Origin of the sequence: Isachenkonia alkalipeptolytica, assembly GCF_009910325.1 — a bacterium.
GTDB lineage: Bacteria > Bacillota > Clostridia > Peptostreptococcales > T1SED10-28 > Isachenkonia > Isachenkonia alkalipeptolytica.
In genome coordinates, this window is sequence record NZ_SUMG01000013.1 from 13008 (window position 1) to 28289 (window position 15282).

The following is a 15282-nucleotide window of genomic DNA, read 5'->3' on the forward strand; positions in this document are numbered from 1 at the left end:
TTTCACGATAGTAAGGGCAATGACTCTACATTTGCTAAAGGGGTTGTCCACCGATTTTTATGTTTTATTCCAAAACACAAAAAACTAGTCTTTCGGTAGCTGGCTGCCTTATACGGCCCTTTAGCTTTGCGTCCCACAGTTTCCCATGGTTTGCCTTTATCGTGAATAGTTTTTTTCATTAAAAAAGCAGATCTTTCGGTAACTGGCTACCTTATACGGCCCTTTAGCTTTGCGTCCCACAGTTTCCCATGGTTTGCCTTTATCGTGAATTGCTAAGATATTCACTCTATGAATTTTTACGTTTTACTGCTTCTATGCAGGTGTAGTTCTTTTTAGTATTTGCGAATTTTTCTTAGTAGTACATTATGTATATCCATTATATCACCTTTAATCCCATTTTTCAATGAAATTAATAAGTAATTACGTCAACTTATTTAATAGATCGACTTTTTAAAAGCCTGTTTACCGGATAACGGTTTTTCCGTAGGTCTGTCGCCTATTCTACCTGCTATTTGGTAGGTCTCTCAGCATTGAAAAATGAGGAGTTCGGGTCAAAAAAGGAGGGGGTTGAGTCATATTCCTTTACTGATGACTCAAAACCCTCCGTCCCCTTTGTGCTAAGTTATGAACCAAATACCTCCGTCCCCTTTGTGCTATGAACCAAATACCTCCGTCCCCTTTGTGCTATGAACCAAATACCTCCGTCCCCTTTGTGCTATTAGTTTCCTTGTAACCAGGGTAGGGGATCAAAATGATTGTTGTTGTGTCGAACTTCAAAATGCAGGTGATTTCCGGTAGAACTACCGGTGGTCCCTACTAAAGCGATGGTTTCTCCCTTTTCCACCCAATCTCCCACCTTGGCGATATTGGAGGAGTTATGGGCGTAACGGGTGGTGATGCCGTTTCCATGATCGATTTCGATCCAGTTACCGTAGCTTGCTCCGTAATGGGAAACGGTAACCCGCCCCGCCTTGGCGGCAACGATGGGGGTTCCCCCCGGTGCGGGAATATCGATTCCGATATGCATTCGGTGGTCTCCTGTTATGGGATGAATTCTATATCCATAGGGAGAAGAAATTCTGGTATGTCCCGGTACCGGCCAGGCCCGAGTCTTATATACCGATATATCGAAATGCAGACTTTCTTTATCCAGTATTCTATAGGCTTCATGAATTCTTGCTCCAATTTCATCCGCCCACTTTATATTACTGCTGAAGGGATTTTTACCGTTTCTTCCCGGATCCCAACGCATTTTATACAGGGTATCCTGAGGGTTTCTGGGATGGTTGATAAAGTTTTCCGATATCCACTTTGTCCCTTCTAAAATGGCGGCTTCCTTTGTGGTCCAGCCCTGTTCGTAGGCAAATTCCGCTCCGGACTGTACCGGATCGGTACCGTTGGCCTCTATTCCGAACACATTATATACGGTGGTGGGGGCCACACTGCTTCCCTCCACTTCCGTAACTTCAATCCCTTCTAAAAGCACGCTGTTGGGCCCTTCACTTTCTTTTAGGGCATGAACGGTTAAATACAGCTCATTGATGTTATTTTCCCGCCCGGCGGTTCTAAGGGTGTTGGCATAGCCGGTGAGGTTCGGGTCCCCGTCGATCAAGGTGTTAATCTCACTGGCTCTGGCAGGTACTAACCCTTGCAGTTCTAGGAACTGGAAAGTTCTTGCGGGCACATCGTATACCGGTTCCGCAAAATTACCGCTGATCCAACCTTCGGTTCCGAAGTACTGAATTTTGTGCCAGCCGTTTTTATGCTCTCGCAGGGTAAATTCCTCTCCGTCGCTGACCGTTCCGATTCTTTGGAAATTGGTAGAAGGACCGGTTCTCACATTCAAGGTCCCGGTATTCACACGGACACGCACATTGGACACCCCGGTATTTTTACCGATTCGATGTACGTGACTCCCGGCTACCCAACCGTCCTTACCATCCTTTCGAATACGAAACCATCCGTTGGATTCTCCCTTTACGGGATAAATCTCCTCCTGATAGGCGATGCTTAATATATCGTTGCTGGTTGAAGGGCCTTCTCGAACCCTAAGGGTATTACTGGCGATTTGAATGAATTCCGGATCCCTATCCTCTTCCAACCAGTTGGGGATGTAGAAGTTTTGAGGATTTAAGTAGTAAGCCACATCCTCCTCCGAGGGACTTTTCCAATCCGATGCAGACCAAACCGTATGTCTGTTTTGTTGTATCTGCTGTCCTAAAGCGTCCCCAAAGGACTCTCTGTAACGGCTAAAGCGCATATTTAAATCCTGAGAATTCCAGACTACTCGTTGATTTGCGAGACTTGAGTAAAATCTCGCTTCCCCGGCCAAGCCGTCTAAAAGTTCATGTTGGTTACTGCTCTCAATAATCATATTATACCGACCGATGGCTTCATCGAAACTTTTATCCTCATGACGGGCCAGTCCCCAGTTCAGTAGGTCCTCCGCCGCCTTCAGGTATCCGCTGCCGTACTGACCGTGCCAGCCATATACCGAATATCCTTCGGCAAAAGCATTGAATTTCGACGTGACGCTGGTGATGCCCTCCGCTTCTTTCAGGGCCTCTTGAATCGTTTGAATCCCTTCCCGTTCCAGAGCCTTTTGTCGGCTACTTGTGGTAACACTTTCCATATTATCCGGCAACAGATCCCGCTGGGTAAGTAGTAAGTCATAGCTCTTTAGCGCTTTGTCAAAGTCTCCTTCACTGTGGTGATTCTGAGCCGTTAACAATAGGTTCATGGTATTATGGACAAATCCGGTTTCATACCGTCGGATGTTGGGACTTCGTCGATGGAGACTTCCATAGTAGCGAAAACCGATGGCCGGTGTGGCCTTTTGTAACACTTCATCGGTAATAACCGCTTCTCCCCCAATGGCCAACAGCTCTTCCTTATCAAACAGATAATCCTGGATATCGGGATTAATTCCTCCCCGCTCCGTAAAATACACCACGGGTTTTCCCAGGGTAGAGGCCGCCACCGCATCCACATAGGCTCCTCCATTAACAAGACTGACGCCGCTATTGTTGCTAAAGTCCGGATGAGACGCCAGGGATAGACTGGTTTCCACCCGGTTGCTTCCCCCATAGCGCGCCTTTACCGTTACCCCTTCCATATCATTTAAGTCTGTTTCCAGCTCTTCCGATACCACGCCGGTGCCACCGACAATAATCAGGTTATCAATATGTAAGCTTTTAATGGCTTTTTCCGTGGCTTCGGGTATGGTCCCCCGTTGATTGTTTACCATCAGTATGGGATATCCGCGGTGGGCTAAGGGTCCGGCAACTAAGGAGTCCACCTCGGAGTTTCCGTTGACAATGATTGCGGTGTTGTTTCTGGGAGCAGGAACCCGTAATCCCACCTCGGCGGCGGTCTCAAAACGGTTACTCCCTTCAATTCGTTCGGTGCTAAGGCCCAGGCTTTGTAAATCTTCCTTTACCGACCGGCTAACCGCGGCTTCCCCTCCTACGATGGTGGCTTTGGTTGCATTAAGATCTTTAATAATCTTCTCAGTGGTATCCGGCAGACGGTCCTTGGTTACCAACAGGATTTGTGCATCCCGTGCTCCCGCTAGGGCACTGGCCGTCAATCCGTCCACCACCTGGGGGATTCCCTCTACACTATCCCCTCGGACGATGATCACCTCTTTTGATGTGGTGCCGTTTCTTTTCGCAATTTCACCGGCGGTGGCAAAACGATTATCCCCTGCCAGTCGAAAATCCCGATCATCGTAATCTTCAATATAGGCCCGGGAAATCCTCCCCGGTTGATTCACCGGCAGAAATCCTCCCACCACAGCGGATAGAACCATTACTGCCACTAATGCTTTGCAAATCTTTTTCTTCATCCTTCGTCCCTCCTACTCTCCTTAAATAGCTTCCATCCATTTCTCCAAGACTCCCATTACAGTAGTCCCTGTTTTTATAATCTTAAAACCTTTCCATCCGCCCTCTTATTATATCGACGGCTCCCTCTCCTCTTTATAGAGGGCTAAGGTCCTGAAATAATTTCTAGGGCCCGGCGATAGATTTCCTCGGACAGCACACTGGGTCCTCCGATAAAAGAGAAGGTTTCCATTACCCCTAAAATTCCCTGGGCTTCCCGGGATATTTCTTCTTTTCGGGTATATATTATGGGAACCTCTAAAATCGATGCCGCCACTGCGTCCACATAACTGGCTCCGTTCACAAAATTCACTCGGGATCCTTCACTGCCGTAGGCGTTAAACACCATTAGGCTGGTCCCGTATCGATCCTCTCCGTATACCTGATCTCCGGCTATACGCTTTACCTCTCCCTCTACTAAATCCTCCAGGGATTGTTGTACCTCTGGGGATACCACGGCCTCTCCCCCAATGATCACCAGATTTTCAATCCCCTCTTCCCGAATCACCGATTCGGTTGCCTTCGGCACCCCGTCGGATACCAACAGAATCGGATACCCCTTTTTATGGGCAATGGGCCCTGCTAATAGGGCGTCCACCAGAGCATCTCCCCGGGTAATCATTGCGGTTCTTTCCCCTAAGTCCTGTCGGTTTTCCTGCTGCTGTAGACTCAGGGTTTTCTTTGTCACCTCTGCGGCGGTCGTGTATCGGTTGCCTCCTTCAAGGCTTATCCTCTTGGTTTTAACGCCTTCTAGCTGGAGGAAAGTCTCCACCGAGGGCTCTAAGGCCTTTTCTCCGCCGATGAGAATCACTTTCTCCGTACCCAGGTCTTTGATGCCCTGCAGCACACTGGGATGAAGGCTTCCGGCGGCGGTTAGGAAAATCGGTGCCTGAAGCTCACCGGCCAAGGCACTGGCCGTCAGTCCGTCCACCACATTCGGCCGATCTTGGGGACCGTCTCCCCGGACCAGAATTGCGGTGTCTGCTCCTTGGTCTCCGTATTTCTCCAAGGCGATCTTGTAGGCGGTTTCGTAGCGATTTGCCCCGGAAATCCTTCGGTTTTCAGATTCTTCTGTCGGCTCATGGGGCCGTAGGGTCCGTAGGGCGGAGTAACTATCCAGAATTCCCTGGCCGTAATCCAGTTCATTGTACCCCTCGCCCCGGGTAGTATGATCCCGAAGAAGGTTTCGAATCTCCCCGGGGGTAAGATCCGGTTCCATACTTTTAACCAAGCCCACCACTCCACTAATCTGTGGAGCCGCCATGGAGGTTCCGCTGTTGAATTCATATTTTCCCTGCAACACCGTGCTGTAAATCCCTTCCCCCGGTGCCATAACATCCAGTCCCTCTCCGTAATTGGAAAAGACCGACCGTATTCCCTGGGGATTCACGGATCCTACGGAAAGCACCGTGGGATAAGCCGCAGGATACTGCAGCCCTTTTAACCCGTCATTTCCCGTAGCCGCCACCACAGTGATGCCCTCTTCCTCCGCTAATTCCAAGGCACCCTGGATAAGTTGACTGGGTTGTGTGCTTCCGAAGGATATATTAATCACATCGGATTCAATGTCAATGGCATGTAAAATCCCTTCATAAATCCAGTGATTCTTTCCCTTTCCTTCGTCATCCAAAACCTTTATGGGAACCAGGGTAACCTGCTCCATCACCCCGGCGGTGACACCGTAGCCTCCGATAATCCCCGCCACATGGGTGCCGTGTCCGTTGCGATCCATGGGATCCTGAAGAGCCCCGTCATCCACAAGGTTTCTTCCCAAGCTCCGATCAATTCGGTCTCGAACTCCCGGATGAGTATAATCTATGCCGGTATCCAGTACGGAAACCTTTACGGACTCCCTACCGGTTTCAATTTCCCAGGCTTCCTTAAGAAAGAGCATGTCATAATGCCAGCGCTGACTGGGATGAATCGTTCTTCCCGACTCTTGAGAGACCACCACCGACCGATTAGCCTCCACAAAGTTAACGGGAACCTCCTCGGCCTTGGCCGTGGCCTGAAAATGATTTTTTGCCTCTTTCCAGTTCTTCCATCCTTCGTCAAAATCCACTACATATGTAAAACCCATTCGGTTTGTGATTTTTTCCTTTGCTTCCCGGTTTCGGGAGCTGCTTTGCAGTTGAAATCCTTCCTTCTCAAGACTTCTAATGAAACCCTGATAGGATCCGTCTTCAAGGTTACCCGCGGTATTTACAATCAGCTGGGTAATTTCTTTTTCTCCCTGTTCTGCCTCTTCTAGGTTTAGATCCCATTGGTGAGCCTTTTCCCAGTTGTACTCCGCTCCGAAGGGAAAGCCAATGGATGTAAGTAGAAATAGGGTTACAAAAAGAACCATCCACTTTTGTCTTGTTAACATAATCAATCACCTCAAGTATTACTATAGCACAAAATCCTCTTCGGTTTATCTATTTTTTGTAAATTTTTATTATTAATTTAAAAATTGTGACCAATGACTTAGGATGAAAGAGGTGACAAGCAAAAGACCCCACAGCTTTCACTGCAGGGTCTTTAATCAGGAGGACACATCCAAATGATGCCTATGTGTCATATTTCCGTATAAGCTTTTTATATTCCTATATTCTTTCTCATAAATCTACTATATATAGTGTATCATTCTTCCTAAGGTTACACAAGGGGCTAGTCCTAAAAACCTAAGTATCCTTCAAACTGTTTAAGTGTTCTAAATACAAATAGGCCCCGGCTAAAAAAATCGCTCCTGCCATCAACTCTAAAGATTCTTCAAATACAAAGTCCATTAAAAAGAAACCGGGGATGCTTCCACCGAAAAACAGGTCGCTGATTCGATTGCCCACCCGCTGATAGAAGTTATTGATCCACCGAAACAGTGAGGTCCCGGCGGCGGTGGCATAGAAAAGCCCCCCAAGAATTAAATACATACGGGTTTCCACGAAGCGAAAGGCTTTATTCCAATACCGGAGAAAGCCAAAAATAATTGGAAAAATCATCACCCCGAAAAATCCGGCCTCCACAAGATTTCTATTCATATCCCAAAAATGGACGAAGTAACGCCCTTGGATATGTCGGGGGTCTCCCGCATCTTCAATAATCATCATGGCAAAGGTGGCGGCGATCAACAGCCAGAGAATCTTTCCGCTTCGGTCCTTACGCTCTTCATAGATCCCGGCGATACGCCCGCTGGTAACCACCACTAAGGACATCACCGCCCACTGACCGATTTCCACCGGTCCCCGATTACGAAAGGCATGCCACCAAAAACCCCGGTCCGAGGAAATGCCAAAAATGTTTTGAAAATCAATAAGGTACATCCCCGCCCAAAAGATTGATAAAAAGGCCAGACCCATGGCAATGATCCCCAGGGCTTTTTTATGAACGGAAAGCTGAAAGGTGGTAAAAAAGTCTGTGAAAAAAGATAGGGCTTTTCTCATCATTGTGGGCTGTTCTTTTCCGTTGTTTTTTCCATTGTTCTGTTCCGTCGCTTTATTATTCATTATTTCCTCCCGTTTCCTCCATTAATTGAGGCCTTGTTTTATTTTATAAACCCTCGAAGCTTTGCAAGAACCCCTTGGGTAAGAAGAGCCACCTCTTCGATTTTCAGTAGCCTGGCGACAATATAATAAACCACTGCCCCTATAAAGATCGTGGAAAATAGAGCGCTAAACTCTTGCATCCTTCCCTGATAAAGAAAATCCGTAATCCATCGATTGAAAAAATACACCACGGGAAGCATGACCAGGGCGGCGGTGGCGCTTTTAAAGAAACATCTGAGGATTTTTTTTCCCATAATGTGTCCCATTTTCCTTCGAAGGCTCCACAAAAGCAGGGCACTGGCAATAATCCCGGAAAGTCCTGTCGCCAGAGCCAATCCCCCATGGCCTAAGGGTCCGATGAGAATAAAGTTCAAAATAATATTTCCCACCACGGCGATAATCCCCATATTCATGGGAGTTTTGGTATCCTGCAGGGAATAAAACACCCGACTGACAATATCCTTAAAGCTAAAGCCCATCAGTCCCACGGTATAAAACCGAAAAGCCCGGGCGGTCATTGCCGTCGCCCGACTGTCAAACTCTCCCCGCTCAAAGAACAAATAAATCATAGAGGGAGCCAACACGATAATCCCCACCATCACAGGAAGCACCACAATCATGGTGGTGTTTAGGGAACTGCTCATTATTTCCAGGGTGGTATTTTTATCCTCTTTCCGGGTTTCCTTCGATAGCATAGGAAAAATCACCGTTACCACCGCTAGAACAAATACGCTTAAAAATAAAGAGTTGAGCTTTGCCGCATAGTTCAGGGCGGAGATACTCCCCTCGGCCAATCGAGAGGCTAAAGTCTTATCCACCACCGTATTCACGTGAAAGGCCATGGTACCGATAATTACCGGCCCCATCAGTGCGAAAACCTTTTTTATGTAGGGCTTATACTCGGGAAACTCCAATCGGAATTTCAGCCCCAGCTTTCGGGATTTCGGCACCTGAATCAACATTTGTACCGCTGCCCCTAATACTGCGGCGATCATAAGTCCCGTAATACCGAACTGGGAAAAACCCAGTAAAAAGAAGATGTAAACTAAATTAAAGGGCACCCCCACAAAGGCGGGGAGGAAAAAATGCTCTTTATTGTTTAAATAGGCATGTAACACATAGTTGGTGGATAAAAACATCACCATGGGATAGCCGATCCGGGTAAGGCGCACCGCCAAATCAAACTGTTCTCCCTCGAAGCCCGATCCTAAAATCCTGATGATTATAGGAGCGAAGATGATCCCGAGGATACTAAAGGCCATGGAAAGCCCTAAAATAATAATCAAAAGCCACCCGGAAAAAAGGTTTTGTTTCTCCTTCCCTAAGCGGTCTTCCACCTCGGAAAGGACTGGTATCAACGTGGTTTTAATCGCGGCTCCCACCACCGACATCACAATGGTACAGGCGGTCATGGCGATGAAAAAGGCGTCGGTCTCCATACCGCTTCCGAATTGGGCCGCAATTAATATCTCCCGAAGAAATCCTAAAAATTTACTGAGCAACGTAAATACCATAATCACCACTACGGATTTCGCTGCTTTCTCCCCCATACTCATAAGCATCCTTCTTTCTTAATCAGAAACACTTCTTTTTCGAACACGATATCCGTCGTAAATGGCTATGAAAATCACATAGGCCGGAAATAGTTGTAGGTGGTAAAAGCTCCCCGCCATAATGTTAAAGGCCATTAGGGCCGCCGTGGCGGAAAATAGGAAGGTGTAGTACCACTGTTCATCCTTCTCCTTGGGAAATTTGAAAATATTATGGAGATACAGGGCGATAAACAGCGTCAGGCCGATTATCCCGTATCGTCTCAGAATCAACAGATATTCGTTATCCACCGCCGCTTCCTGATACTCCCCTTTTTCCGGACCGTTTCCGATGATAATGGAGCCCTGGGCAATGGCAAAATGCTCTTCCCATACGTTGAACCGAGCGAAAATACTCAGTCCCTCATTGACCGTATCCTGCATTCGGTAAGCCACCCCGTGACTTCCTCTAGAACGCTGGCGATCGTCATCCCGGTCGGCCTTATCCTGATCCCGGTCCCTTTCTTCGTCATCAAAGAAATGATCCCAGGCGGATACCACCGCATCCTCTACGGTATAGCGCACCGCAAAGTATGCCGGGCGTAAATAGTCTTCGTAAGTCGCCATGGTAAAGGTTATAAAAAAGTTGCTGAGAAGCCCGATGATCAAAAAGGCGGCAACCATCCTTCCCAGACTCATAAGGTTCTTTCCTTTTTTCAGGACAAGGTATACCAGGGCTGCCACAAACAGTCCTCCGGTGACCGCAATAATGGCGGTTCTGGAAACCGTAAGCAGTAAGCTCATCCATGTGGCCGCCACTAAGGCGATGTTTTTTCTTCGATCATTCCAAAACCCTTCCCGGTCAAAGAGGAAGTAGGCAAAGTAATAAAGCAAAAACAACATCATCAAGCCCCCGAAAAAGTTGGGGTTCCCGATGGTTCCAATTACCCGGGAGTTTCGAATGATTCTTTCCACATGATGGGCCGGTCCGAATAAGGGACTGAACCATCGATTGAAATATAGAAAGTTAAAATACTGGGCCCAGTTAATGGCCAGTAAAATTCCCACGGTATAGTTAACAAAGGTGGTAATCTTTTCAAAATTCAAGGCTTCTTTTTTGATATCCTTAAACAACACCACAATAAAGGTATACATTACCAAATACTTAAACACCCGGACAAACTCCATCAAATCCCCCATGCGAAGGGGATCTCCAAAGCGGATAATCGCATTCCCCAGGGATATGGCCATGGAAATGCCCAGAAGGATCAAAATAACATTAAACGGTTTTAACACCACCTCTTTTAAGTAGCTTCGCTTATAAAAAAGGTACACCAGCATCACCGGTACAAAAATCTCTTCCAGCCTTACCGCGGGAAAACCGGATATAATATTGATTGACGGTGTAAATAACACCAGGGCAAAAATAAACAGCGTGATTTTCATTCCGTTGTTCTCCATCCATCCCATTAATTCATTGACTTTTCTCATGCATCCCATCCCTTTTTTTATGATCGTCCTATACAATAGCCCCTATGGCTATAATCTTCAAAATATACTCTGCTTATTATATCATTGGAAAGGAAAGGATTCAATCAGTTCCCTGAAGGGATTGTTTTTTCTTTTATGAACCATGAACCAAAGGGGACGGAGGTATTCGGTTCATTTTTTAGCCCGAATACCTCCGTCCCCTTTGGTTCCTTTGGGTTTATTATTCCATAGCCCGCAGGCTCTCGTCTAGGATCCAACCGGGGATTGCCGCTTCTCCGCCGGCGAGATATAGTTTTGATCTCCCTTGTAAATAGGCCCTTACTTGATCATTCAGCCCTCGATTTCCCACAAATAGGATGGGCTTTTCAAAGGCGGAGGCGGATACGGAGTCCACCATGGATATTCCGTTGGCCAGCACAACCTGATCCTCGGACCAAAAAGCCCCGGCCACCTTAACACCGGTTTCATAGCGGTTATTTCCGGCTATCCTTCCTACACTGACCCCGGAAATTTCCTGAAGCTCCTTTTCTACGGATTCTTCAATTACCCCTTCGCCACCGATGATGTGTAGGGTATCTAGACCCAGGCTTTCAATTTGATCCTTCGTTGCCTGGGGTACGTGACTACTTCCCACCAGTAGGATCGGCATTCCCTGCTTATGGGCGACCGATCCTACGGAAAGGGCATCGGCCAAGGCGTTTCCTTGAACAATCAAACCTTCCCGGTGATCCACCGACGCCTCCTCCGCAACTTCTGCGGCGGTTTCGTAGCGGTTATTTCCGGCCACTCTTTTTACCTCTACTCCCAGGTCTTCCAACAGACCGTCGCCCACCGCGGCGGTGCCGCCCATAACGTACACGGTTTCTGCCCCTAGGGCTCTAATCCCCTCTTTTGTAACATCGGGGATTCGGTCGGTCTGGGTCAGGAGAATCGGCGCATCCACACTACCCGCCAATACACTGGCGGCCAACGCATCTACGATTTGTGGTTCTCCGTCCACAGAGTCTCCCCGGGCGATAATCACGGTGTCGGTACCATCGGGATAGGCTTCCTTGGCAATGTTTACCGCAGTTTCGTAGCGGTTGCCGCCATCCACCCGCTGGGGTGTGGTAATAGGCGTTACGGCCTTTTCAGTAGTTCCTTCATCCAGCTGGATTTCTTCGCTGTGGCGGTCCACCAGTTGTACTGTAATTCCTAGATGGTTGGCATCCACCACACCGCTTTCCTTAGCCGTTACCGGGATTCGGTAAGTGGTTTCTTCGGTGTGAAGCACCTGGGGGTTCCCCAACAAGGACTGCACATAGTAAAGCCCCGTACCTTCATCTTTTGTACCGCTCCATTGTCCGGTTTCTTCCAAGGGGTTATTAAAGTTTACAACCTCCCCCCGGGCCTCAAACATGGGGTGATTATCCTCTAGGGCAATGCCTACCGTAAACAAGTTCTCCACATTTTTTAGCTCCACGGAAAAAACATAATCCTCTCCCGCGTTTACCTCCTCGGGATACTTCACCGTCACCTTCGATGAGCCCGAAGGCTTCTCTTCCATGACCACAGGCTCTTGATCGCTTGTTACGTAACGGGCCATCCGGGAGATATCCACGGCATCGATCACGCCGTCGTTGTTATAGTCCAGGGCCCTTTCCCAATCATCCTCTTCCGAGGTTTTTCCCACTGATTCAAACAACCGGTCTAAGTCCTGCTGATCAATGGTGCCGCTATTATTGATATCAAACATCCGGTTTCGGTAAACCCCGTCCATGGTTTCGGGAGAGCCGATGCCCAGACGCCATAGGGAAACCCCTTTCAGGTCGTATTCCTCGGCCAACTCCTTTTTCGCCTGAATACTTCTGGGATCCTCATAGTAGAAATGGTCCTTCAGAATCTCACCGGTTTCGGTGTCTTTTCGCTCCAAATAGGTATAGCCCACCTGCAAGTCGGAATCGAATCGCTCGGTTATCGGGGTGATTTCAATAATTTCCTGATTCGGGGTTTTCCCTTCAAAGGCCCGAAGCATGGCTTCATACCTGGGGGAAAACACCTGATAACCGGAGTCCTGTTCCCTCCACTGAACGGGGTTTAAAGAGATCCCCAGTACCAATTTTTCCGGAGCCACCCCGCGGTCAAGGGCCATTTCAATACTTTCCTCTACCAAATCATAGGGGGCCGAGGCTTTAATCGGCTGGGAATGATCCTTCGTCCCCTGATGATAATCATGACTCATTAATATCAACTGATCCGCAATGTCCCCCAGGGCTTCATGGTCGTAACCGTCAAAGTAACCGATCCCCTCGGCTCTGGTTGGATGCACCGCAATGGAAAGCTTATCCTCCGGGCTCATCTCCCGGCGCAAATCCTCCATAAACCGGGTAAAGGCCTGGCGATAGCCGGACTCTCCCTCCATGGTGTTTTTCAGTCCTTCAAAGTCGATTACAATCCCGTCATACTCCACATCGCTATTGGGATGGAGCCGTCGATCCCCGATGATTTCCTCAATCAACCGACTTTGGACCTCCGGTCGATCCAGGATTTCTTTAAAGATCTCCGGGTCGTCTAAAAATACGGACTTCATCAAGGTGTTCCCTTCCTTTTCCACCTCTTCTAACAGCCTTTCCCCACCACGGCTAGGGATTCGGTAAGTGCTTCCCTGATTGGTATATACAATCTCTCCGTCTTCTCTTTCGATTTCCCCCCAGCCAATGGATACCTGATCCGAGTACTGGGTGTAGTGGCGCTCTGAGTAGCTTTCAATGGCGTAGAAGGTGTTAATAAACTCCTCCGCCGACACCACCAGTGTTCCCATTAATAAAACCCAAACCAAAGTCATTGAAATCATTCTCTTCATTGTCTTCTCCCCCTTTAAGTAGTAGCTTTTCCCTTGTTTAGTAAATGAACACATATCTGAGAATATTGTAACATATTCCCATCTTTTTCCCTAGTATTTACCGGCAATTTTCTATTAGCACTCTTTTCCATTCCCTTTTTTCCTACTGATGTACGCAATAAAACGAGACAAAAAAGGGCTTGGATCCTTATGACCCAAACACCTTTTTTCATCGAACTATAATCTACCAACGGAAGTCATTCCCTCATTCTATGGCATTTTCAATTAATCCATTTTCCACTACGGTTTCTCCTCCAATAATGGTATATGAACTATATCTCTTAATTTCTTCCTGGGCGGACCCTACGATCCGGTTATGTCTTACAAGGATCAACGGTCTTTGTAAAATCGAGGAGGCTACTGCGTCCACCATGGAAACCCCATTGGCAATAGTTACCGCTTCTGCATCATTCCAAAAGGTTTTTCCGATTTCCACACTGGTTTCAAATCGGTTTAATCCTGCCACTCTATTTACGGATCCATCAACCACAGCATTCAGTTCTTCTTCAACCGAATCACTGATCACCGCGGTGCCTCCAATAATGTATATATCCTCAACCCCTAAGGCATTGATGGCGTCCAGGGTTGCCGAAGGAACGGTGTTTTTATCCGTTAATAAAATTGGATTTCCTGTGGCACTAGCCACCGATCCTATGGCCAGAGCATCAGGCAGAGCATCGGCTTGAACAACATAGGCGGTATCTCTGCTTCGACCGGTATGCAGGGCTATTTCCTTGGCCGTTTCATTTAAGTTCCTTCCATAAATCCTTGTGGTACTGTATTCCATTTCTAACTCTCTTTCCACCGATGCGGAAACTTCACTTTCATCTCCGATAATCAAAATATTCCTCGGCCTTAATTCATCTAAGGCGTCAAAGGTAGCGTTGGGCACCCTATCCCGGATCGTTAACAAAATCGGCACATCCATCTCTCCTGTAAGGGAGGCGGATACCAGTGCGCTTGTGATTTGAGGGGTATCATTTTCATGATCTCCCCTTGCTAAAATTACGGTGTCCACACCATCTTTGAAATATTCATTGGCTATATCGCCTGCTGTGCTGTACCTGTTCAAGCCAGAAAGTCGATTTACATTCCCTGTGCTTACCCTATCTTTCTCGACGATTACATCGGCGGATGCTCGTTTCCCTCCGTCATCGGTTCGGACTGTAATTGTAGCCGTTCCTTCCCCTACGCCTTGCACCCTTCCATTGGAATTAACCGTTGCCACGGATTCATCGGAACTTGACCAGGTTACATTTTGATTGGTGGCATTACTAGGACTTATGGTCGCCCTCAAAGTTTTACTTCCCCCTTTAAGCAGAGTTGTATTGCTTTTATTTAAAGAAACAGAATTAACCGCTACATTCTGCTCTGTATCTTCCGAAGGTTCCAGTTCCACAAACAATGCGTATGCTTCATTTACATATAGGTATCTATAATTCGAGGATTGCATAATATGAATATAATAAGTACCCGGTTCTATCTCTTCAGATAAACGTTGCATTTTGCTTGAACCAGTACCCACAGCCCTCGACCACACAATTATATCACCGGAACTATCTCTTAAGCTAATAGCCAGATCATCCTCCCATCCACGATTCCAAGCATTGCTCCCAGCGCTCCAAAAAGCGTCTGCCTTGATTGTACCGCTGACTGGAACCTCAAAACGGAAATAGTCCATGTCAAAATAGTAATTTGTGATGGTTCCCCTTATTTGATATTTTTTTTCCCCATTAAAATAGTCATCCACCAAGTTTGCTTGTGCCGTTGTATTGTTTGGTTCTTGTTCTACGAATAATTCATAATCCGAACTATGCAAATCCTTAATTTTTTCTTCTGCGGCAAAGCTTAGAGTCGTGACAATACACAATATAAAAACAGTTACCAAAATAATCCTTAAGGCCTTCTGCTTCCTCATATTCATTTCCTCCTCTAATCGCTTTTTTAACCTTTCATTTTTAAAACCCGAAACAAGC

7 protein-coding genes and 2 riboswitches are annotated in these 15282 nt (G+C 47.2%); all 7 genes read right to left on the reverse strand.

Annotated features, from left to right (window positions below; genetic code table 11):
* Positions 1-91 precede the first annotated feature (91 nt).
* Positions 92-165, reverse strand: a riboswitch (cyclic di-GMP riboswitch).
* 29 nt (positions 166-194) lie between these two features.
* Positions 195-268: riboswitch (cyclic di-GMP riboswitch) on the reverse strand.
* A 450-nt stretch (positions 269-718) separates the two neighbouring features.
* Entirely contained in the window at positions 719-3847 is a 3129-nt protein-coding gene (locus ISALK_RS10250; protein ID WP_160721948.1) for a cell wall-binding repeat-containing protein, read from the reverse strand.
* A gap of 143 nt (positions 3848-3990) precedes the next feature.
* Complete coding sequence (locus tag ISALK_RS10255; RefSeq protein WP_160721950.1) at positions 3991-6252, reverse strand: S8 family serine peptidase; 2262 nt, start codon at positions 6250-6252, stop codon at positions 3991-3993.
* A 295-nt stretch (positions 6253-6547) separates the two neighbouring features.
* Positions 6548-7366, reverse strand: coding sequence for a hypothetical protein (locus ISALK_RS10260; RefSeq protein ID WP_160721952.1), 819 nt, complete (start codon positions 7364-7366; stop codon positions 6548-6550).
* Positions 7367-7404: 38 nt separating this feature from the next.
* The gene (murJ, locus tag ISALK_RS10265; RefSeq protein ID WP_160721954.1) at positions 7405-8961 is read right to left on the reverse strand and encodes a murein biosynthesis integral membrane protein MurJ; all 1557 of its coding nucleotides are present in this window, start codon (positions 8959-8961) and stop codon (positions 7405-7407) included.
* A 15-nt stretch (positions 8962-8976) separates the two neighbouring features.
* Positions 8977-10425, reverse strand: coding sequence for an O-antigen ligase family protein (locus tag ISALK_RS10270; RefSeq protein ID WP_160721956.1), 1449 nt, complete (start codon positions 10423-10425; stop codon positions 8977-8979).
* Between the two features lie 220 nt (positions 10426-10645).
* Positions 10646-13267 carry a cell wall-binding repeat-containing protein gene (locus ISALK_RS10275; RefSeq protein ID WP_160721958.1) on the reverse strand — a complete coding sequence of 874 codons (2622 nt, stop codon included), beginning with the start codon at positions 13265-13267 and terminating at the stop codon, positions 10646-10648.
* 244 nt (positions 13268-13511) lie between these two features.
* On the reverse strand, positions 13512-15224 hold the full coding sequence (locus tag ISALK_RS10280) for a cell wall-binding repeat-containing protein (protein ID WP_160721960.1): 1713 nt from the start codon (positions 15222-15224) through the stop codon (positions 13512-13514).
* Positions 15225-15282 lie beyond the last annotated feature (58 nt).